Genomic DNA, 19,368 nt, shown 5'->3' with positions numbered 1-19,368 from the left:
TCCTCCTAAATGATACGTTCGATATGATTATATTACAATATATTGGCTACATTTGCAAGGAGGAGCACTATATTTTATAATTATTTCATAAATTCTATTCAAAGCATTTTGAGCAGATATTTTGCCAGAAGCCGGAAGGCGGAGCCAAACGTTATCTCGGAAACAGAATTTTTTGCACAGATATTATACTCCTTCACAACCTCGTCCCCAAGCTTGCAGGTGATTTTTCCCACGACCTGACCCTTCGTCACCGGGGCCGTTATTTCCGGCTGAAAAGAAACGCTGTATTTGATTTCTCCGGCCTTTCCTTTCGGTACCAGAATGCTGCCGTCCGTTTCGGCGGTTGTCTCAACCGTATCGCTCATCCCGTTCAGCACGGGGACAGGCTTGGCAGCCTCCTGCGGAACGGCGGGAGTGGTCACAGACCAGTTGGCAAAACCGTAGTCCAGCAAAGCGGACGCAGCAGAAAACCGCGTCTTTGTGTCCGCCGCGCCCAGTATAACCGAGATCAGCTTCACATTGTCGCGTTCGGCGGTGGCCGTCATACAGCTGCCCGCCTTTCCGGTGGTTCCGGTTTTCAACCCGGTGATCCCCTTATAGGTCTTCAGCAGCTTATTGGTGTTGACCAGCTGAGTCTTGCCGTCACGGATATTTTCCATCCAGATTTTTGTATAGTCAAAGATTTTCGTATGTTTTATCAGCTCACGGGACATCAGCGCGACATCGTACGCGGAGGTGACATGCCCGTCTTCGTCAAGGCCGTTGCAGTTCTTGAAAACGGTGTCCTTCATGCCGAGGGTCTTTGCTTTCTGATTCATCTGCTGCAAAAATTCATCCTCGCTGCCGGAAACATACTCCGCCAGCGCTACGGCCGCGTCATTCGCACTGGCGACTACCGTAGCTTTCAGCATGTCGTCCACCGACATCGTCTCCCCCGGCTTCAGCCAGATGTCGGAGCCGCCCATGGACGCCGCGTGTTCGCTTGTGGACACCATATCGGTAAGCTTGATTTTACCGGAATCAAGCGCTTCCATGACGAGAAGCAGCGTCATGACCTTCGTAATGGACGCGCAAGGGCGCTTTTCATGTGAATTCTTCTCGTAAAGTATTTTTCCGGTCTGCGACTCCATCAGTACGGCTGACGGGGCTTTCACCTCCGTGTCGGACAGTGCAGCCGCTTTCACCGGCAAAACTGAAATAAGCATCAGAACCACGAGGAAGCATGCCGACAATTTTTTTAACTTCATCTCCAGCACCTCCAATTTATTAGTAATTCTTATGCCAAAAAAAGAGGTTCTATCCATAAAAAATGAGGCCGAATCAAATTCGGCCTCATTTTTACTGTCTGACAGGGATTCCTCTTTGCGCGAGATATGTTTTCAGTTCCGGAATCGTGATTTCCCCGAAATGGAAGAGCGAAGCCGCCAGAACCGCGTCCGCTTTTCCCGCGGTAAACGCATCGTAAAAATGCTCAAGCTTTCCCGCCCCGCCGGAAGCAATCACCGGAATATTGACGCTTTGCGAGATCGCCGCGGTCAGTTCCAGATCATACCCGTTCTTCACGCCGTCACAGTCCATGCTGGTCAGAAGGATTTCACCCGCTCCCAGCCGGGCCGCTTCCACCGCCCATTCCACGGCGTTTTTTCCCGTATCGATGCGGCCTCCGTTTTGATAGACCGTCCAGCCGCCCTCTCCCCTGCGTTTCGCATCAATCGCGCACACAACGCATTGGCTGCCGAACTTTTCCGCGGCCTCGCTGATCACGGCGGGGCGGTTCAACGCGGCGGAGTTGACGGAAACCTTGTCCGCACCCGCCCGCAGCAGGGCTGTAAAGTCATCCACCGTTCTGATTCCGCCGCCGACTGTGAACGGAATAAAAATCTGTTCGGCCACCTTGCTGACGATGTTCAGCATAATGCCGCGTTCATCGGACGACGCAGTAATATCCAGCAGCACAAGCTCGTCCGCACCCTGTTTGTCATATTCAATGGCAGCCTGCACCGGGTCTCCCGCATCGCGCAGATTGACAAAGGAAGTTCCTTTTACGACTCTGCCGCCGTTTACATCCAGGCAGGGAATAATCCGTTTTGCATACATAATCATAACCTCCGCGCAAAAAATCAAGAAACAAACGATACGAAATTTTTCAGCATCTGCAAGCCTGTTTTCCCGCTTTTTTCCGGATGGAACTGGGTCGCAAACAGATTGCCGCGCTGGACGGAGGCGTCGATGGCGACCCCGTAGTCGGTGGTCGAAGAGACGACCTCCGGGTCCTCCGCTTTCAGATAGTAGGAATGGACAAAATAGACATAGGGATTGGGCTCCATATTTTGAAAAAGTCCGTTGCTTTTTTTCACAGAAAGAGAATTCCACCCGATATGCGGGATTTTCAGTCCCGTCTCCGCGGGAATCTTTTGAATTTTTCCTTTTAATACGCCAAGCCCGCTGATTCCCGGAGTTTCCTCGCTTCCTTCAAAGAGAAGCTGCAAACCGAGGCAAATTCCCAGAAAGGGCTTGCCGCTCTCTATAAAATCCAGCACCGGGGTCACGAAATCGGCTTTTTTCAGGCAGCTCATCGCGTCGCCAAACGCGCCCACACCGGGCAGTACCGCAGCGGAAGCGTGTTTCAGTTCCTCCTTGTCCGCCGTAACGAGGATGTCACAGCCGATAAAATGAAATGCCTTTACAACGCTTTGCAGGTTTCCGGCACCGTAATCGATCACAGCAATCATAATTCATTATCCTTCTCATTAAACTTGCATCCGATTGTACCTAAATTTTATCATGAATAAAACAAAAACTCAATTGATTTAACATATTAATTTATTACTATATTAAAGCAAAAGCTTGTCCATCGTTATGATTGACATCGCTTCAATAAAAAGGTATGATAATATTCATGTCTTTTTTGATTCGGAGGAAAAACCATGGATTACATTTCATTGGTCGGCATTGCTTTGGGTCTTGCCATGGACGCGTTTGCAGTCAGCATTACAAACGGGGCCACGATCCGAAAAGTCACACCGAGATTCTCCTTAAAGCTTGCATTCAGCTTCGGACTTTTTCAGGCATTTATGCCCATGCTCGGCTGGCTCATTGGAAAAGCGGGAGAAGGTTTTATCAATGCGGTGGATCACTGGATCGCTTTGGTTCTTCTTTCTTACCTGGGAATCAAAATGATGATGGAATCCTCTAAAGAACCGGAAGATAAAAGCACCGGTCAAAGACAAAACGACATCGGTTTCAAAACCCTTGTTACTCTTTCCGTTGCGACCAGCATTGACGCTCTGGCTACCGGAATTCTTCTTCCGTCCGCAGTGGGCGCAAAAACGGCAGCCCTGATGGTTTCTTCCGTGGGAATCATCGGAACCGTCACCTTTTTCCTCTGCCTGATCGGCGTTTATATCGGAAAAAATTTTGGGAAGCTGCTTTCTTCAAAAGCGGAACTGTTTGGCGGGACCGTCCTGACGGGCATTGGCGTCAAGATTTTCGTGGAACACATGTTTTTTACGTGATTTGATACGCGGCTCGCATTGCTTCGATCCGCTTGAGCATCTCGTCTTTCAGCGTCTGCGGCGACAGAACGATCACCCGGTCCCCGTACTGCAGCAGCCACTCAATCAGGCCGTCGCTGACATACACGGAGGCCCTCACGGTGAAGGCGTTGCTGTCGTGACAGGAAAACTCGATGTCCCCGCCGAATTTATCGACGATCGTCTCGAGCAGGCTGTTGGAGCACCGCAGCACAATGCGCTCCTGTTCCCCGTTGTACATATTGAATGTTCTGCGAAGATAGTCCGCGGTATCGAAATAATCCCGATAGGAGCAGACCTCGCTGAACGGACGCGCCTCCAAAGCGGTCAAGGCGATCCGTTTCATCCGGTCCAGCCGGTAATTGCTGATCGTATCGTATTTTTCATAATTCCCCGCCAGGTAATATTTATCGTTCGCCCACAGAAGCGCGTAGGGGCTGATGGTAAATTCCCGGCCTTCATCCAGCTGCGCTTTCCCGCCCGCAATCACGCGATGGTGATAGGAAAACGATACTTTTTTATGCTGGGCAACCGCCCGGTTGATGGTATCGATATTATAATAGATTTCTTCATTATCAAATTTTATGCGTTGATCCACATAAATTTGTTTCAAAACCGTTTCAGCCTGATGACAGCTGAGAAGCTCACAAAGCTTGTCCGTCAATTCGGCTGTTTTTTTATTGGTGATAAAGGGCGCCGTAAGCACGGCGTCCATTAGCAGACGGACTTCAGCCAGTTCAAAATCGCGTTTTGCTATAAAGAAGCCCTGCCGAGGGGAACGGGTATAGACAATATCCACCCCGAATTTCGTCAGGACATCAAGATCGCGGTAGACGGATTTTCGCTCTGTCCCGATCCCCTCCTGCTCCAACAGACGGCAAAGCTCCACCGCGGAAACCGGATGCTCGTCATCGGAATATTTTCTCAGCAGCTTTAATAATAATAGAAGTTTCATTTTCGCGTTGCCATGGTCTGTCAAACGTTTCACCTGCTTTCCTTCTCTTAAATTATTTTACCATAATATGGCAGAATTTGGTATCATTCTTTACCAATCTGTCAAAAGATCGTATCTTTTGACCGTATTGGCCACTAAAAGACATATTTTGGTACAAAGGAACTTGTAATTTTACACGGAAATGATATAATATTAACAAAGTATTTTTTCGGAGGATTGAAGAATGGGTGTAAAGATATTGACTGCGCGGCAAGCGGCCGATCTGGTGCCAAACAATATTAATTTCGCGACAAACGGATTTATGGGCGCCTCGGTTGCCGAGGAAATCGCAATGGAAATTGAAAACCGTTTTCTGGAAACCGGCGAACCGAATAACCTTACCCTGCTGTTTTGCGCTGCTCAGGGCGACGGAAAAACAAAGGGCCTGAACCATCTGGCCCACGAGGGTCTGGTGCGCCGGGGAATCGGCGGCCACTGGGGGATGGCGCCCAGACTCGGCAAACTGGTCATTGAGAACAAAATACTGGCGTATGATTTCCCTCAGGGCGTTACCACCCACATGTTCCGCGATACAGCGGCACATAAACCGGGTACCATCTCCCAGGTGGGCCTCGGTACCTTTGTCGACCCCCGCAGCCTGGGAGGGAAGCTGAATCCCCTTACACGGGAAGCGGAGGATTTGGTCAGCCTAATGGAAATCGACGGAAAAGAATTTCTTTTTTACAAGACCCATCCCGTTGATTTTGCCATTCTGGGCGGCACCTATGCGGACGAGAACGGAAATATTTCCATAGAGCGTGAAGGCGTTCGTACGGAAACGCTCGCGGTGGCACAGGCATGCAAAAATTCCGGCGGCACCGTGATCGTTCAGGTCGAAAAAGTCGTGGAAGCGGGATCTCTCGACCCGCAAAAAGTGGAAATCCCGGGAGTTCTGGTGGATGCGGTGGTCGTTGTCAGCGATATCAAATATCATATGCAGAACTATGGCACACAGTATAATCCCGGTTTCTCTGGAGAACACAGAATGGGGCTTTCCGAATTTACCCCGGCACCTCTGAACAACAAGAAAATCATTGCCCGCCGCGCGGCGATGGAGCTGAAAGACGGCAGTATTGTCAATCTTGGGATCGGTATCCCGGAATACATCTCTTCCGTCGCTCAGGAAGAAGGCATCACAAATAAATTTTCTTTGACCGTAGAGTCCGGTATCTTTGGGGGCAATCCGCAAAGCAGCATAGACTTCGGCGTCAGCCTGAACCCTGAGTCCATCATTTCCATGCCCTCCATGTTCGACTTCTATCAGGGCGGCGGACTCGACCAGGCGTTCCTGGGCTTCGCCGAATCCGATAAGGAAGGCAATGTAAACGTATCCAAATTCGGTGCGAAGCTGCCCGGCTGCGGCGGATTCATTGATATCTCCCAAAACTCCAAACAGGTGTTTTTCTGTGGGACCTTTACGGCGAACGGTTTAAAAACCGAAATAAAGGACGGCAAACTCCATATTTTGCACGAGGGCAGTGCCAATAAGTTCCGTGAGAGCGTCGAACATATTACATTCAGCGTAAAGACAGCCATCAAGAATCATCTTCCGGTTATGTACATTACGGAACGCGCCGTGTTCAAGCTGACAGAGGACGGCGTTATGCTGACGGAAACCGCCCCCGGTATTGATCTGGAAAAAGATGTGTTTGCCCATATGCCCATGAAGCCGATCATATCCCCCGACCTGAAACAGATGGACGCACGTATCTTTATAGACGAAAAAATGGGTCTGAAAGAATAAACCTGAAGGAAAACAAATGACCATCCACCTGAATAGAATGATAAGGGAGTTTCCCCGGCTTGGCCGGGGAAACTCCCTTAATTTATACATAAAAGGACTCCGTGCACAATTACACGGAGTCCTGATTTTAGCAGTGCGAAATCACGCGTTGCGGGCAGCCATTGCCTTTTTGACCTCTTCTGTAAACAGAGGCAGAATTTTGGTAACATCTCCGACAATGCCGTAATCGGCTACTTCAAAGATCGGAGCGGTTTCGTCCTTGTTGACAGCAATAATCACATCGGACTCTTCCATACCGGCAAGGTGCTGGATAGCGCCGGAAATACCGCAGGCAATGTAGAGATTCGGGCGGACCGTCTTCCCTGTCTGACCGACCTGAATGTCTTTCTCCACCCAGCCGGCATCAACACATGCTCTGGAGGAGCTGACGGTGCCGCCGAGCGCGTCGGCCAAATCCTTGAGCAGGGAAAAATTCTCGGGACAGCCCATGCCGCGGCCACCGGAAACGAGGATTTTTGCGTCCTGGATATCCATTTTATTGGATACCTTCTTGATGATATCAACGATTTCCACATTCTGGTGGTCCCCGCCGATTTCAAGATCATACTTTTCGACCGGAACTTCCGCTCCCTCGATCGGCTTGATCTTCTGCATAACGCCGGGGCGCACGGTTGCCATTTGCGGACGGTGATCCGGGCAAAGGATCGTCGCCATGATGTTTCCGCCGAATGCGGGACGGGTCATTCTCAGGTTCTTGGAGCCGTCGTCCGCGACTTCAAGCTTTGTACAGTCGGCTGTCAGACCGGTTTTCACTCTGGCGGATACGCGCGGAGCCAGGTCGCGGCCGATCGCGGTTGCACCGTAAAGGACAACTGCGGGTTTGTATTTTTCAATGACGTGATACATGCTGTGTGCATAAGGCTCCGTGGCATAAACCTCGAGCGCCTTGTTGTCGACCATGATAATCTTATCGGCGCCATGTCTGGCCAGCTCTTTGCAAAGGCCGGATACGTTGTAACCAAGCAGAACAGCGGTCACTTCTGTTTCCATGTCTTTAGCAAGTTCCCTGGCTTTTCCAAGAAGCTCAAAAGAAACGCCGGCTATTTTGTTGTCGACCTGCTGTACGAAAATAAATACGCCTTTATATTCTTGAATATCCATACTGCTCACCACTTTCAACTATATAATGAATTTTTCTCTGAGTTTCTCGAGCATATACTCAGCCGACTCCTGTGGGTCAAGGTTTACAAGCTGACCCGCCGCCTTCAAGCTCTTTGTAAATGTCTGTGCAACTCTGGTTGGTGAGCCTTTTAATCCGATTTGAGCGTCATCCACTTCAATGTCCGCACGGGTAATGGTTTTGACTTCTTTGCTTCTGTATGCGTCAAAAATTCCGCCCGGAGTCATGTAGCGCGGCTGATTCAATTCGCTTAAAGCAGTAATCAGGCAGGGCGTTTTCAACTTGAGGATGTGATATCTGTCTTCATACTGGCGTTTTACGGTGATGGAATCGCCCTCAACTTTGATTTCCTCCGCATAGCTGACATTCGGAATGCCGAGGTGCTCGGCAATCTGGGGGCCAACCTGAGCGGTATCGCCGTCGATGGCCTGGCGGCCTGTGATAATCAGGTCGTATGGAAGTGTTTTGACCGCTGCGGCGATCGTAGTGGAAGTTGCCAGAGTGTCGGCGCCGCCGAAAGCCCTGTCTGTTACCAGAATCGCTTCGTCCGCGCCCATCGCAAGCGCTTCGCGCAGAGCGGCATCGGCCTGCGGCGGGCCCATGGACAAAACGGTAACGTGCGCGCCCTGCTCGTCTTTCAGGCGAAGGGCGGCTTCCAGGCCGGCCTTATCATCGGGATTGATGATGCTGGGCACGCCTTCTCTGATCAGTGTTCCGGTTACCGGGTCCAGCTTCACTTCGTTGGTGTTTGGAACTTGTTTTATGCAAACAACAATATTCAAAGATTGTCACTCCTTTTGGGCTTTTATAGTTATTTAAGTTCGTTCGAGGAAATAACCATGCGCTGAACTTCGCTGGTACCTTCGTAAATCTCGGTGATTTTGGCATCACGCATCATGCGCTCAACTGGATATTCTCTCGTGTAACCATAACCGCCATGAAGCTGAACTGCTTTTGTGGTAACTTCCATTGCAACTTCAGCCGCAAACAGCTTTGCCATTGCAGCTTCTTCTGAATAAACCTTCTGGGCATCCTTTGCCATAGCGGCGCGATAAACAAGCAACTGGGCCGCTTTGATCTTTGTTGCCATATCCGCGATCTGGAACTGTGTGTTCTGGAATTTCGCAATCGGTTTGCCGAACTGCTTTCTTTCCTTCACATACTTGACGGTTTCCTCATAAGCGCCTTCCGCAAGACCCAAAGCCTGGGCAGCGATGCCGATACGGCCGCCGTCGAGTGTGTTCATGGCGATTCCAAAGCCCTTGCCCTCTTTGCCGAGCAGGTTTTCCTTCGGAACGATGCAGTTTTCAAAAATGAGCTCACAGGTAGAAGAACCGCGGATACCCATCTTCTTTTCTTTCTTGCCTACGCTGAAGCCCGGGAAGTCCTTCTCAACGATGAACGCGGAGATGCCCTTTGTTCCCTTGCTCTTGTCCGTCATGGCAATGATAATATAAGTATCGGCATAGCCGGCATTTGTGATAAAGATTTTGCTGCCGTTCAGCACATAGTGGTCACCCTCCAGGACAGCTTTCGTCTGTTGCATGGATGCATCAGTACCCGCGTTCGGCTCTGTCAGAGCGAAAGCGCCTAATTTGTCACCCTTTGCGAGCGGAACAAAATACTTTTCAATCTGCTCGGGAGTACCGAATTTTAAAATCGGGGAAGCGCCCAGGGAAGTATGTCCGGACACAACCACGCTGGTCGTGCCGCAAACCTTCGCAATCTCTTCAATGCACATGACATATGCAAGCGTATCGCAGCCCTGGCCGCCGTATTCCTTCGGGAAGGGAATTCCTAAAAAACCATACTTGTGCAGTTTTTCGACTGTTTCTACAGGAAAGCGCTCTTCTTCATCCAGTTCCTGGGCAAGAGGCTTTATTTCATTTTCTGCAAATTCTTTGTACAGCGTGCGAAGCATCTCATGCTCCTTGCTAAGTACGAAATCCATACTCGTTCCTCCAAAATCTATAATTTGCAACAATCAACCATCTTTATTTTGTATAATCGTAAAAACCCTTACCGGTCTTTCTGCCCAGCAATCCGCCGCGGACCATTTTTCTGAGTAAGGGATGAGGACGGTATTTACTGTCGCCCGTTTCGGACTGAAGCACTTCCATAACAGCAAGAACGACATCCAGACCGATCAGATCGCCCAGAGCCAGGGGGCCCATCGGATGGTTGGCGCCCAGCTTCATTGCCGTATCGATATCTTCAGCGGAAGCGGTGCCGTCGGCATAGATTCCAACCGCTTCATTAATCATAGGAACAAGAATTCTGTTGACAACGAAACCGGCAGCTTCCTTGACCTGTACAGGAGTTTTACCGATTTCAACAGAGATAGCCTTGATTTTTTCGACCGTCTCGTCCGGAGTCGTGATGCCGGCAATTACTTCGACCAGCTTCATAACCGGAGCGGGGTTGAAGAAATGCATGCCTACGACCGCTCTGTCGAGCCCGTTGGAAATTTCCGTAATGGAAAGAGATGACGTATTGGTGGCAAAAATCGCATCGGGCTTGCAGATGCCCTGCAGAGCCTGGAACAGTTCCTTCTTCAGATCCATTCTTTCAAGAGCGGCTTCAACAACCAAGTCACAGTCGGAAACAATTTCTCTTGTCCCGGTTGTGATTTTGGCAAGAATTTCGTCGGCCTTTGCCTGATCCATCTTTCCTTTGGCAATCAGTCTCTCAAATCCTTTGGCGATTTTCTTTTTCCCGCCGGCGGCAAACTCTTCGTTAATATCGCAAAGCTTAACCGTATATCCATCGGTCTGAGCAAACGCCTGGGCAATTCCGGAGCCCATGGTTCCGGCGCCGATAATACCAACTTTCATTTTAATTCCTCCTAAATTAATGATTATTTATAGAAATTATTTGTTTACGAAAGGATCCGGTTTGCGCTTTTCACAGAAAGCCGCCATGGCGTTTTTCTGATCTTCCGTTTCAAAGCAGGTACCGAACTGAGCGGCCTCAATGGCAATTCCGGAATCGATGTCGACCTGGATCCCGTCATTGACCGCTTTTTTGGTGGCGCGGACAGCGATCGGAGCGTTGCCCGCGATTCTGCCGGCAAGCTTCAAAGCTTCTTCCATCAGCTGCTCCGCCGGATAAACCGCGTTGACAAGGCCCAGCCTCAGGGCTTCCTCCGCCTTGACCTTACCGCAGGTGTAGAGCATTTCCTTGGCTTTGCCGATGCCGATGGTACGGGCAAGCCTTTGGGTTCCGCCAAACCCGGCGGTAATGCCGAGGCCCGCTTCGGGCTGTGCAAACACTGCGTTTTCAGCAGCGATGCGGATGTCGCAGCTTAAAGAAAGCTCGCAGCCTCCGCCAAGAGCAAACCCGTTTACCGCGGCGATCACCGGAATCGGGAAAGTTTCGATTTTTCTGAAAACAGCGTTGCCCTTTGCACTGAAGGCTTCCCCTTCCGCCCGTGTTTTGCTGCTCATTTCGGCGATATCCGCTCCGGCGACAAAGGACTTCTGTCCGGCGCCGGTAATGATCAGGCATCTGGTAGTATCGATGGAAACACTGTCCAGCACAGCCTCAAGATCGGTCAGAACCTCGCTGTTCAGGGCATTCAGCGCCTTTTCGCGGTCAATGGTAATAATCCCGACAAAATCCTTTTGCTCGTATTTTACGTAACTCATAATTCAATAACCTTCTTTCTGCAGTTGCAGTTTATTAATTATTCGTCATCGCCCATTTTTACGATTGTGGAAACGCCCATGCCGCCGCCTACGCAGAGTGTGGCAAGGCCGTACTTGGATTTTCTGCGCTGCATTTCATACAGAAGGGTAACCAGAATTCTGCATCCGGAACATCCTACCGGGTGGCCCAGCGCGATAGCGCCGCCGTTTACGTTGACCTTGGACTGGTCGAATTTCAGATCGTGCGCAACGGCAAGAGTCTGAGCAGCGAAAGCTTCGTTTGCTTCAATCAGGTCCATATCATCCACGGTCATGCCTGTCTTCTCCATAACCTTGCGGGTGCTGTAGATCGGGCCGAGACCCATAACGGAAGGATCCACACCGGCGGAAGCACCGCCAACCCAGGTTGCCATCGGTTTTACGCCGAGTTCTTTTGCTTTTTCTTCGCTCATCAGAACGATGGCGGCAGCGCCGTCGTTAATGCCGGAAGCGTTTGCGGCGGTAACGGTGCCGTCTTTCTTAAATGCTGGCTTCAGCTTGGAAATACCTTCCGCTGTAACGCCTGCACGAGGGCCTTCGTCCTTTGCAAACAGAACGGTTTCTTTTTTTACTTTAATCGGAACGGGAACGATTTCTTCGTCAAATTTGCCTTCCGCCTGTGCCTTTTCGCACTTCTGCTGGCTGAATGCGGAAAACTCGTCCTGCATTTCACGGGTAATTCCGTACTGCTCCGCAACATTTTCAGCAGTGATGCCCATGTGGTAGTGGTTGAAGGTATCTTCCAGACCGTCGTGAATCATGGAATCGAGCAGCTCGCCGTTATTCATGCGATAGCCGAAACGGGCATCTTTCAGAAGGTACGGAGCGCCGGACATGCTTTCCATACCGCCGGCCACGATGATGTCAGCTTCGCCGGATTCAATCAGCGCAGCAGCAACGTTGACGGTTTTCAGAGCGGAACCGCAGAGATTGTTAAGAGTGAACGCCGGAACAGTTACCGGAATGCCTGCATAAACAGCGGACTGACGGGCGACGTTCTGGCCAAGGCCGGCCTGATACACACAGCCCATAATGACTTCGTCAACCTGCTCCGGTGCTACGTTTGCACGCTTCAAAGCCTCTTTAATAACAATGGTACCGAGGGTTGGGGTCGGGACGTTGGAAAGTGCGCCGCCCATCTTGCCGATGGCTGTACGGCACGCGCCTGCTAAAACAACTTTTCTTGACATAAAAATTTTTCCTCCATTCATGTTTTTGCAATTCGTCCAATTGCGAAGCATCATGTTCTTCAATTTACAACATTTTACTGAACGCGGGTATGTGTTAAATATATCACAATATCCTTCGATTTGCAATACAATTAAAATGAATATCTCAAAAAGTGTTACAAAATTATCAAAAATTGTCACATAAATAAAAGCAGCGCATTTAAAAAAACCAGTAGAATTCTATAAGAAAGCCAAAAAAACCGCCTCTATGAGCCGGTTTTCTTTTGAGATTATGAAGGATGATGTCAAGATCACTGCATATTTACAAAAATCCATAACCGGTCTTTGCTCTGGGGTCAGCATAAAAAATTAAAAAAATTCTTTGATTCACCGAACAAAACCAAGAAAATCCTTCATAAAAGCTTCCGCTTCCGACTTTGGCGTAGCCCAGGAAGTGACCAGACGAATCGCTGAAGTGGATGCATCGATCTTTGCCCAAAATTCAAAGCCGTACTTTTCCCTGAGCTTTTCAATGAGAGTATCCGGAAGAATCGGGAAAATCTGATTGGTCGGAGACGGGGCCAGAAATGGAAATCCCGCCCCGGCAATCCCTTCCCGAAGGAAAGCCGCCATTTCGTTTGCGTGCTTTGCCAGATCAAAATATAAATGATCCCGGAACAGTTCTTCAAACTGGACGCCAAGGACCATCCCCTTGGCGGCAACGGCTCCCCTCTGCTTCTGCATATAGCGGAAATCTTCTTTCAGCTCCGGGTTGCAGATCACAAGCGCTTCTCCCAGTAAAGCAGCGTTTTTGGTACCTCCAATATAAAATGCGTCCGTAAGATCGGCCAGGTCCCGCAGGGTCAGGTCGTTTTCGCCGCAGGTGAGTGCCGAGGCCAGCCGTGCGCCGTCCAGATACAAATAAAGCTGATTGGCTCTGCAGAATTCGCTTAACGCGGAAAGGGAAGCCTTGGTGTAAATCGTTCCGATTTCGGTTGAGTCGGATACATAGACCAGCTTCGGGCGGACCATATGCTCATCCGTATGTCCGTCCAGTACCTCCTGAACCATTTCGGGAGTCAGCGTTCCGTCTTCCGTATGTACCGTTAACACCTTATGTCCCGTAGCCTCTATGGCCCCGGTTTCATGCACATTGATATGCCCTGTTTCGGCAGCCACGGCGGCCTGATAAGGACGTAAAAACGCTGAAATCGCTGTCAGATTCGTCTGAGTCCCGCCTTCCAGAAAATGCACCGCAACGTCGTCACGGCCAATGCGCTGCCGGATCAGTTCAGCTGCGTGCAGGCTGTGGGGGTCATTTCCGTATACGGCGTTCTGCTCCCGGCTTGCTTTTGCGAGCGCCTCCAAAATTCTCGGGTGGGCACCTTCACTGTAATCATTACGAAAACTGTACATTTCTACTCCTCCGCCATCAAAGATGATCTTCTATAAAAGATTTGATTTCCTGCTGTAATCCCCGAACGGTACCCTGTACAAGCTCTTTGGAGCCTCCGCCCCTTCCGTTGAAAGCCTGGTTCAGTTCCTTTCCAAACGCACGGACATCTTCCTTTGCGCTGCCCACTGCATACTGATATCCGTCAGCGTCATCTCCCGAAAGGACGGCGGCAACTCCGGAACAGCGGTCACACAACAGCAGGCAAAAGATACGAAGGTCCGCCGGTGCAAGATCCGGCTCAAACAAACAGATATTTTTCGTCCCTTCCGGCACCTGATCGCATTTGGAAACAAAAATCTGATTTTTCAGGGAAGTCAGCTGCTGCTTCAAAGCGTTGGTTTCTTCCAGCAGATGCTCCACCGCTTCTTTTATTTTCTCCGGCTTCGCGGACAGAAGCACTGAAACGGCACCGACGCTGTCTGTTTTTTCATTGTAATCATCCACCGCTTTTTTGCCGCATAATAGGCCGACACGCGTGCCGCCTTTATAATGCTGGGCGGATACCAGCTTAACGATCCCGATCTCCCCGGTTTTTGCGACATGCGTGCCGCAGCAGGCACAGACATCGTACCCGGGGATTGTTACAATGCGCACCTCCCCGGTCAGCTCTTTCTTGCTCCGGTAGGAAAGCGCAGAAAGCGCCTGCGCGTCGGGATAAGACGTTCCAATGGGAACATTCCGGTAAATCACTTCGTTCGCCAGGGCTTCCACCAGCGAAAGATCATCCTGGCTGAGCTCTCCGTTAAAATCGACGGTTATGGCCTTGGACCCCATGCGAAAACCGACGTTGTCCAGACCAAAAAGACGGTTTACAATTCCCGAAACGATATGTTCCCCCGAATGCTGCTGCATCAGCGTAAACCGGTGCGGCCAGTTGATCCCTCCCGTTACCGCAGAATCCACGGGAAGCGGCCTGTCCGTCGTATGAACGATCCAGCCGTCCTGCTCATGTACATCCAGAACATTGACCGTGTTCAGCACCCCGATATCCGCGGGCTGTCCCCCGCCCTCCGGATAAAACAGCGTCCTGTCCAGCACAACGCCGTAATGCTCTCCCTGCTTTTCACAGCGGAGAACCTTTGCTCGGAAGGTTCTGAAATACGTATTTTTATAATATAATTTTTCCGTTTCCTGATTCATTCCATTTCCCGCTTTCTAAAAAACTTCACAATCACTATCTCCGCACAGCCGGCGGACTGGCGGAACATAAAACCGGCGTTATCATAACCCGTTGCGGTTATTATAGCACAGAATCGAAAAAGGACCAACAGCTTACGCCGCGGCCCTGACAAAATGTATTCCGACGTTCAAAACAAATTCTAATCGTTCAGAGAATTCTGAGAATTGACTGAAACAAAACGGTCTCTCCAGACACACCATCCGGTTACGGCGGCAATCACAATGGCTCCGCCCAGAAGAGCGAATTTTCCTGGCCGCTCTCCGTCAAAAAGAAAGACCCAAAGAGGATTCAGCAGCGGTTCAATCGCGCCGACCAGCGAGCATGCAAGCGGTGGACAGTCCTTCACCGCAAGCCCATACAGGATATACGGAATGCCAAGCTGTATGACGCCCAACGCCAGAATACTGATTACCGCGGTGGAAGAAACGGGAGTCGGAAAGATAAAAATCATCGGAACTCCGATCACTGCAGTAAGCAGATGGCCGAAAAGGATGCCGCTCATACGCGAGTCGTCATCCGTACGCCCGGTAATCACATACATTCCCGCCATAAACAGTCCGGCGAGGATTGCAAGGCAATTGCCAATCAGCTTACCCGCGCCAAGCTTATCAAAGAAAAACAGAGAAATTCCAAACAGCGTTACCACTACGGTAATAAGATCCATCCTGTGGAAATGCTGATGGAAAACCAGCGCGGAAATAATCAAAATGAAGACAGGCGAGGTAAACTGCAGCACAATGGCGTTGGCAGCCGTGGTCATTTTATTGGCGGAAACAAAGGCAAAAAACGTTGCCGCAATACAGACGCCGCTCTGAAAGGAGGACGAATTCAGCTTAACCCGGCGCCCGGTCATACGCATAAATACCAATACCACTACTGCTGCAATCAGGCTGCGAAATCCCGCGATAACCATTGCGTTCCACGGGACCAGTTTGATGAAAATACCAGCAATGCTCCACAGACCGGCACAGACGGCCATAAGCCCGACGGAACGCCTTTGGGAAGAAGATGAAGCCATTTTACATATCCTCTAATATCTGAATTTTTTCATTCAGCGCGTCGGGCAAGCCCCGCGCCTTTCACATACCTCAATATAATACTTGAACCGCAATAAAATTGCAATAAAAAACGACAAAAATTACGGTACCTAATTTGTCACTTTAAAAGGCTTTATTATGAAAAACATCAAAATATACAATATTTAGGTGAAAAAACCGTCTATTTTAATCTGTATTTACATGGTTCATCGTGATATAATGCAAAATAAATGAACATTTTATTAACAAGGAGTTGGTACCATGCAATTCACCGTCACATTTTTCCTATTGATTTCCATCGTGATCTCAGCTCTCTCCTTTCTCTTCGCAGGCTGGCTGTATCAATGGGTCAAGAAACGCCCGTCTTCCAACAAACGCATTGCAGAAGTCGGCACTCTGATTAGAAATGGAGCAAATACATTTCTAACCAAAGAGTATGCGGTTCTCGCGAAATTCGCCGGTATTGCGGCAATCCTTATCCTTATATTTTTGCCAACACCAATTTGGAAGGGGAATCCTCTTGACAATCTGGTAATGGCTTTGGCGTATCTGGGCGGCACTGTTTTTTCCGCGATCGCAGGCGTCATCGGCATCAGAATCGCCACTATTGCGAATGTGAAAACAGCGGAAGCAGCGCAAAACGGCATTAAGCCGTCCTTCATGTCAGGGTTCCGCGGCGGCGCGGTCATGGGCATGGCCGTTGTGGGAAGCACCCTGCTCGGCGTCACGCTGGTAATGCTGATTACAAACAACACGACCGCCCTGCTTGGCTTCAGCTTCGGCGCAAGCTCTCTTGCCCTGTTTGCGAAAGCCGGAGGCGGTATTTTCACAAAAACGGCCGATATCAGCGCCGACCTGGTCGGCAAGGTTGAACTCGGCATTCCCGAAGACGACCCCAGAAACCCCGCGGTCATCGCGGACAACGTAGGCGATAATGTGGGCGACGTCGCCGGTATGGGCGCCGACCTGTTTGATTCCAACGTTGCTTCTATGGCGGCTGCGCTTGTTCTTGCGGCCTCTCTGGATAAAGCGGCCGGCGGAACCATAAACACAAGCACGGTGTTCTGCTACGCGGCCCTCGGGCTGCTGGCGTCGATCATCGGTGTTGCGACCGCCAGAATGGGCAAACACGGCAACCCGACAAAGGCACTGAACAGCAGCACCTATGTAACGACAGCGCTGTTTGGCGTTTTGACGGCGCTTGCCACCTGGATATTCAACTTCCAATGGCGCATTTGGGGCGCTAGCGCAGTCGGCCTTCTGGTCGGCGTCGTCATCGGAATTGCAAGCGACTATTTTACAGACGACACAAAGAAACCCGTACATAATGTAGCAAAAGCATCCGAAACCGGCCCGGCGTTTACCATCCTGTCCGGTATTTCTTACGGATTCCTAAGCACTCTGCCCGCCATGATCGGCATTGCGATTTCCGCTCTGGCAGCTTACAAGCTCTGTGACCCGATCGGCCCCGGATATGCCATGTACGGCATTGCAATGGCGGCCGTCGGTATGCTTTCCATTGTCGGTATGATTATCTCCAACGACGCTTACGGGCCCATTGTCGATAACGCGCGCGGACTTGCGGAAATGGGTAACCTCGGCGATGACGTTCTGGAAATTACGGATTCTCTTGACAGTGCCGGCAATACCGTTAAAGCGGTCACAAAGGGATTCGCAATCGGAGCCGCAGGCTTAACCGTTATTTCCCTGCTCGGCGCATTTATCAGCCAGGTAAATGATTCCGCGGCGGTACTTGGATTAGAGGGAATAACCGGCTTCGACATCATGAACCCCATCGTTTTCTTTGGACTGCTTATTGGCGCCGCCGTGCCTGCGGTATTCTCCGCAATGCTGATGCTCGGCGTGGACCGCAACGCCCAGAGAATGGTTTCCGAAATCCACCGTCAGTTCCGGGAAATCCTCGGCCTGAAGGAAGGCAAAGAAGGCGTTGTTCCTGAATACGACAAATGTATTGAAATTGCCACCTTCGGCGCTTTGAAGGAATTGATTCCGGCCGGACTTGTCACGATCATCATCACCTTGCTGGTCGGATTTATCGGCGGCGTCCAGGCCATAGGCGGGTACCTCGGCGGCAATATTATCAGCGGTCTGCTTCTGGCGCTGTTCATGAGCAACGCCGGCGGACTTTGGGATAATTCAAAAAAATTCATAGAGTCCGGCAACAACGGCGGCAAGGGTTCCGACGCGCATAAAGCGGCGGTAGTCGGCGATACGGTCGGCGATCCTTTCAAGGACACCGCGGGCCCCTCGATCAACACGCAGATTACCGTGGTTTCCCTCGTTGCTTCCCTGATGTCCACTCTGTTCCTGACTTTATCCATCTTCCATTAATCAATGATTGATCTCATTCCTATAAAAGGGGCTCCCGCTGAAAACAGCCGGGAGCCCCTTTCGCAGTTAAGGAAACTTATTTTTCCGTTCCGATAAAGAACAGAGCGGCAATACCGCAACCGGTGTGGCTTCCGATCACGGGACCCATATCGCTGATGATGATTTCCTTCACGGAGAATTTTTCCTGAACAAGGGATTCCAAAAATTCAGCCGCTTCCATATCATCTCCGTGGCCGATAAAAATAGTCTGGTCCTCAGGATGGACACAGGTTTTGACCATATGGTCAACCAACGCTTCCAAAGATTTTTTGCGCCCTCTCACATTGGCAACAGGAAGCAATTTCCCCTCCTTGTCGACATGGAGCACGGGCTTGATTCCCAGCGCCGTTCCTACTACGGCGGATACCGCGGAAACCCTTCCTCCGCGTTTTAGATGGTTCAGGTCGTCGACCGTAAACCAGTGACACATATGATCACGGTTTATTTCTACCCATTGCTCCAGTTCCTCCAGCCCGAGGCCCTCCCGCTTTTTCCGGGCAGCGTAATAAACAAGCATTCCTTCTCCCACCGAGGCGGCTTTGGAATCGATACAGACAATTTTTCTGCCCGGGTACCGCTCCATCAGATCGTCCGCAGAAATCCGGGACGCCTGATAGGTACCGCTTAAATTAGACGAAAACGCGATATACAAAATGTCCTTCCCCTGTTCGAGAATCGGACGGAAGTATTTTTCATAGGTAATGCTGTTGATTTGGGAAGTGACGGACATCTCCCCGTTTTTCGTTCTCTCATAAAAGGTGTGAAAGCTCATTTCCCGTGCGTCGGGGAAATGCCGATACACTTTTCCGCTCATCGTAAATTCCATCGGGATAACAACGATTTCAAGCTGCTCCGTCAAAGCAGCCGGAAGGTCGCAGGTGGCATCTGATACAATAACATACTGATTCATACTTGCACTCCTTCTAATTTGCTTTTTCACCATTTCCGCGTTTATGTGCCAATGTTCCTGCAGAATCTCGGAAAAACAGTCTTAACCG

At 50.3% G+C, this 19,368-nt stretch carries 17 protein-coding genes; 3 read left to right on the top strand and 14 right to left on the bottom strand.

The annotated features are described in order from the left end of the window. Positions 1 to 98: 98 nt before the first annotated feature. The 3 genes from ACRQU7_RS09565 to hisH form a co-directional block, all read right to left on the bottom strand. Entirely contained in the window at positions 99 to 1,247 is a 1,149-nt protein-coding gene (locus ACRQU7_RS09565; protein ID WP_038324098.1) for a D-alanyl-D-alanine carboxypeptidase family protein, read from the bottom strand. A gap of 91 nt (positions 1,248 to 1,338) precedes the next feature. Beyond that, positions 1,339 to 2,097, bottom strand: coding sequence for an imidazole glycerol phosphate synthase subunit HisF (gene hisF, locus ACRQU7_RS09560; RefSeq protein WP_444640439.1), 759 nt, complete (start codon positions 2,095 to 2,097; stop codon positions 1,339 to 1,341). A 23-nt stretch (positions 2,098 to 2,120) separates the two neighbouring features. Further along, complete coding sequence (gene hisH, locus ACRQU7_RS09555) at positions 2,121 to 2,732, bottom strand: imidazole glycerol phosphate synthase subunit HisH (protein WP_444640437.1); 612 nt, start codon at positions 2,730 to 2,732, stop codon at positions 2,121 to 2,123. 195 nt (positions 2,733 to 2,927) lie between these two features. Here hisH and ACRQU7_RS09550 point away from each other — a divergent pair, with 195 nt between their 5' ends. Further along, a complete protein-coding gene (locus ACRQU7_RS09550; RefSeq protein WP_038324090.1) occupies positions 2,928 to 3,515 on the top strand; it encodes a manganese efflux pump MntP in 588 nt (195 codons plus the stop codon). Here ACRQU7_RS09550 and ACRQU7_RS09545 read toward each other — a convergent pair. Then, positions 3,508 to 4,521, bottom strand: a complete 1,014-nt coding sequence (locus ACRQU7_RS09545; RefSeq protein WP_141825192.1) for a helix-turn-helix transcriptional regulator — start codon at positions 4,519 to 4,521, stop codon at positions 3,508 to 3,510. The genes ACRQU7_RS09550 and ACRQU7_RS09545 overlap by 8 nt on opposite strands. 190 nt (positions 4,522 to 4,711) lie before the next feature. Between ACRQU7_RS09545 and ACRQU7_RS09540 the strand changes: the two genes are divergently transcribed. Further along, complete coding sequence (locus ACRQU7_RS09540) at positions 4,712 to 6,271, top strand: CoA-transferase (protein WP_038324088.1); 1,560 nt, start codon at positions 4,712 to 4,714, stop codon at positions 6,269 to 6,271. A gap of 141 nt (positions 6,272 to 6,412) precedes the next feature. Here the strand turns inward: ACRQU7_RS09540 and ACRQU7_RS09535 are convergent, their stop codons facing one another. The 9 genes from ACRQU7_RS09535 to ACRQU7_RS09495 all read right to left on the bottom strand — a co-directional run bounded on the left by ACRQU7_RS09535 (position 6,413) and on the right by ACRQU7_RS09495 (position 15,960). After that, entirely contained in the window at positions 6,413 to 7,432 is a 1,020-nt protein-coding gene (locus tag ACRQU7_RS09535) for an electron transfer flavoprotein subunit alpha/FixB family protein (RefSeq protein WP_038324086.1), read from the bottom strand. An 18-nt stretch (positions 7,433 to 7,450) separates the two neighbouring features. Further along, positions 7,451 to 8,233 carry an electron transfer flavoprotein subunit beta/FixA family protein gene (locus ACRQU7_RS09530; protein WP_444645480.1) on the bottom strand — a complete coding sequence of 261 codons (783 nt, stop codon included), beginning with the start codon at positions 8,231 to 8,233 and terminating at the stop codon, positions 7,451 to 7,453. Positions 8,234 to 8,262: 29 nt separating this feature from the next. Continuing rightward, on the bottom strand, positions 8,263 to 9,402 hold the full coding sequence (locus ACRQU7_RS09525) for an acyl-CoA dehydrogenase (protein ID WP_038324084.1): 1,140 nt from the start codon (positions 9,400 to 9,402) through the stop codon (positions 8,263 to 8,265). Positions 9,403 to 9,445: 43 nt separating this feature from the next. Next, the gene (locus ACRQU7_RS09520) at positions 9,446 to 10,285 is read right to left on the bottom strand and encodes a 3-hydroxyacyl-CoA dehydrogenase NAD-binding domain-containing protein (protein WP_038324083.1); all 840 of its coding nucleotides are present in this window, start codon (positions 10,283 to 10,285) and stop codon (positions 9,446 to 9,448) included. Positions 10,286 to 10,321: 36 nt separating this feature from the next. Continuing rightward, positions 10,322 to 11,098 carry an enoyl-CoA hydratase-related protein gene (locus tag ACRQU7_RS09515; RefSeq protein ID WP_444645477.1) on the bottom strand — a complete coding sequence of 259 codons (777 nt, stop codon included), beginning with the start codon at positions 11,096 to 11,098 and terminating at the stop codon, positions 10,322 to 10,324. A 38-nt stretch (positions 11,099 to 11,136) separates the two neighbouring features. Next, a complete protein-coding gene (locus tag ACRQU7_RS09510) occupies positions 11,137 to 12,327 on the bottom strand; it encodes an acetyl-CoA C-acetyltransferase (protein WP_038324076.1) in 1,191 nt (396 codons plus the stop codon). A gap of 366 nt (positions 12,328 to 12,693) precedes the next feature. Continuing rightward, positions 12,694 to 13,722, bottom strand: a complete 1,029-nt coding sequence (locus ACRQU7_RS09505; RefSeq protein ID WP_444645474.1) for a threonine aldolase family protein — start codon at positions 13,720 to 13,722, stop codon at positions 12,694 to 12,696. 16 nt (positions 13,723 to 13,738) lie between these two features. Next, positions 13,739 to 14,902, bottom strand: a complete 1,164-nt coding sequence (locus ACRQU7_RS09500; RefSeq protein WP_444645472.1) for an alanyl-tRNA editing protein — start codon at positions 14,900 to 14,902, stop codon at positions 13,739 to 13,741. A 179-nt stretch (positions 14,903 to 15,081) separates the two neighbouring features. After that, a complete protein-coding gene (locus ACRQU7_RS09495; protein WP_444645470.1) occupies positions 15,082 to 15,960 on the bottom strand; it encodes a DMT family transporter in 879 nt (292 codons plus the stop codon). Between the two features lie 280 nt (positions 15,961 to 16,240). Here ACRQU7_RS09495 and ACRQU7_RS09490 point away from each other — a divergent pair, with 280 nt between their 5' ends. Next, the gene (locus tag ACRQU7_RS09490; RefSeq protein WP_444645468.1) at positions 16,241 to 18,331 is read left to right on the top strand and encodes a sodium-translocating pyrophosphatase; all 2,091 of its coding nucleotides are present in this window, start codon (positions 16,241 to 16,243) and stop codon (positions 18,329 to 18,331) included. 76 nt (positions 18,332 to 18,407) lie between these two features. Here ACRQU7_RS09490 and ACRQU7_RS09485 read toward each other — a convergent pair whose 3' ends face one another. Further along, positions 18,408 to 19,280: a DegV family protein gene (locus tag ACRQU7_RS09485; protein ID WP_444645466.1), complete on the bottom strand. Its 873-nt coding sequence runs from the start codon at positions 19,278 to 19,280 to the stop codon at positions 18,408 to 18,410. Between the last annotated feature and the right edge of the window lie 88 nt (positions 19,281 to 19,368).

Source organism: Caproiciproducens puteiluti (genome assembly GCF_052442865.1).
Lineage (GTDB): Bacteria > Bacillota > Clostridia > Oscillospirales > Acutalibacteraceae > Caproiciproducens.
Note: the sequence above shows the minus strand (reverse complement) of the source record. Positions and strands in the feature narration are given on the sequence as shown.

Bases quoted from the DNA above. Each gene is read 5' to 3' on its own strand.
- ACRQU7_RS09565 (WP_038324098.1), bottom strand. From the start codon at position 1,247: ATGAAGTTAAAAAAATTGTCGGCATGCTTCCTCGTGGTTCTGATGCTT.
- hisF (WP_444640439.1), bottom strand. From the start codon at position 2,097: ATGTATGCAAAACGGATTATTCCCTGCCTGGATGTAAACGGCGGCAGA.
- hisH (WP_444640437.1), bottom strand. From the start codon at position 2,732: ATGATTGCTGTGATCGATTACGGTGCCGGAAACCTGCAAAGCGTTGTA.
- ACRQU7_RS09550 (WP_038324090.1), top strand. From the start codon at position 2,928: ATGGATTACATTTCATTGGTCGGCATTGCTTTGGGTCTTGCCATGGAC.
- ACRQU7_RS09540 (WP_038324088.1), top strand. From the start codon at position 4,712: ATGGGTGTAAAGATATTGACTGCGCGGCAAGCGGCCGATCTGGTGCCA.
- ACRQU7_RS09535 (WP_038324086.1), bottom strand. From the start codon at position 7,432: ATGGATATTCAAGAATATAAAGGCGTATTTATTTTCGTACAGCAGGTC.
- ACRQU7_RS09525 (WP_038324084.1), bottom strand. From the start codon at position 9,402: ATGGATTTCGTACTTAGCAAGGAGCATGAGATGCTTCGCACGCTGTAC.
- ACRQU7_RS09520 (WP_038324083.1), bottom strand. From the start codon at position 10,285: ATGAAAGTTGGTATTATCGGCGCCGGAACCATGGGCTCCGGAATTGCC.
- ACRQU7_RS09515 (WP_444645477.1), bottom strand. From the start codon at position 11,098: ATGAGTTACGTAAAATACGAGCAAAAGGATTTTGTCGGGATTATTACC.
- ACRQU7_RS09510 (WP_038324076.1), bottom strand. From the start codon at position 12,327: ATGTCAAGAAAAGTTGTTTTAGCAGGCGCGTGCCGTACAGCCATCGGC.
- ACRQU7_RS09505 (WP_444645474.1), bottom strand. From the start codon at position 13,722: ATGTACAGTTTTCGTAATGATTACAGTGAAGGTGCCCACCCGAGAATT.
- ACRQU7_RS09500 (WP_444645472.1), bottom strand. From the start codon at position 14,902: ATGAATCAGGAAACGGAAAAATTATATTATAAAAATACGTATTTCAGA.
- ACRQU7_RS09495 (WP_444645470.1), bottom strand. From the start codon at position 15,960: ATGGCTTCATCTTCTTCCCAAAGGCGTTCCGTCGGGCTTATGGCCGTC.
- ACRQU7_RS09490 (WP_444645468.1), top strand. From the start codon at position 16,241: ATGCAATTCACCGTCACATTTTTCCTATTGATTTCCATCGTGATCTCA.
- ACRQU7_RS09485 (WP_444645466.1), bottom strand. From the start codon at position 19,280: ATGAATCAGTATGTTATTGTATCAGATGCCACCTGCGACCTTCCGGCT.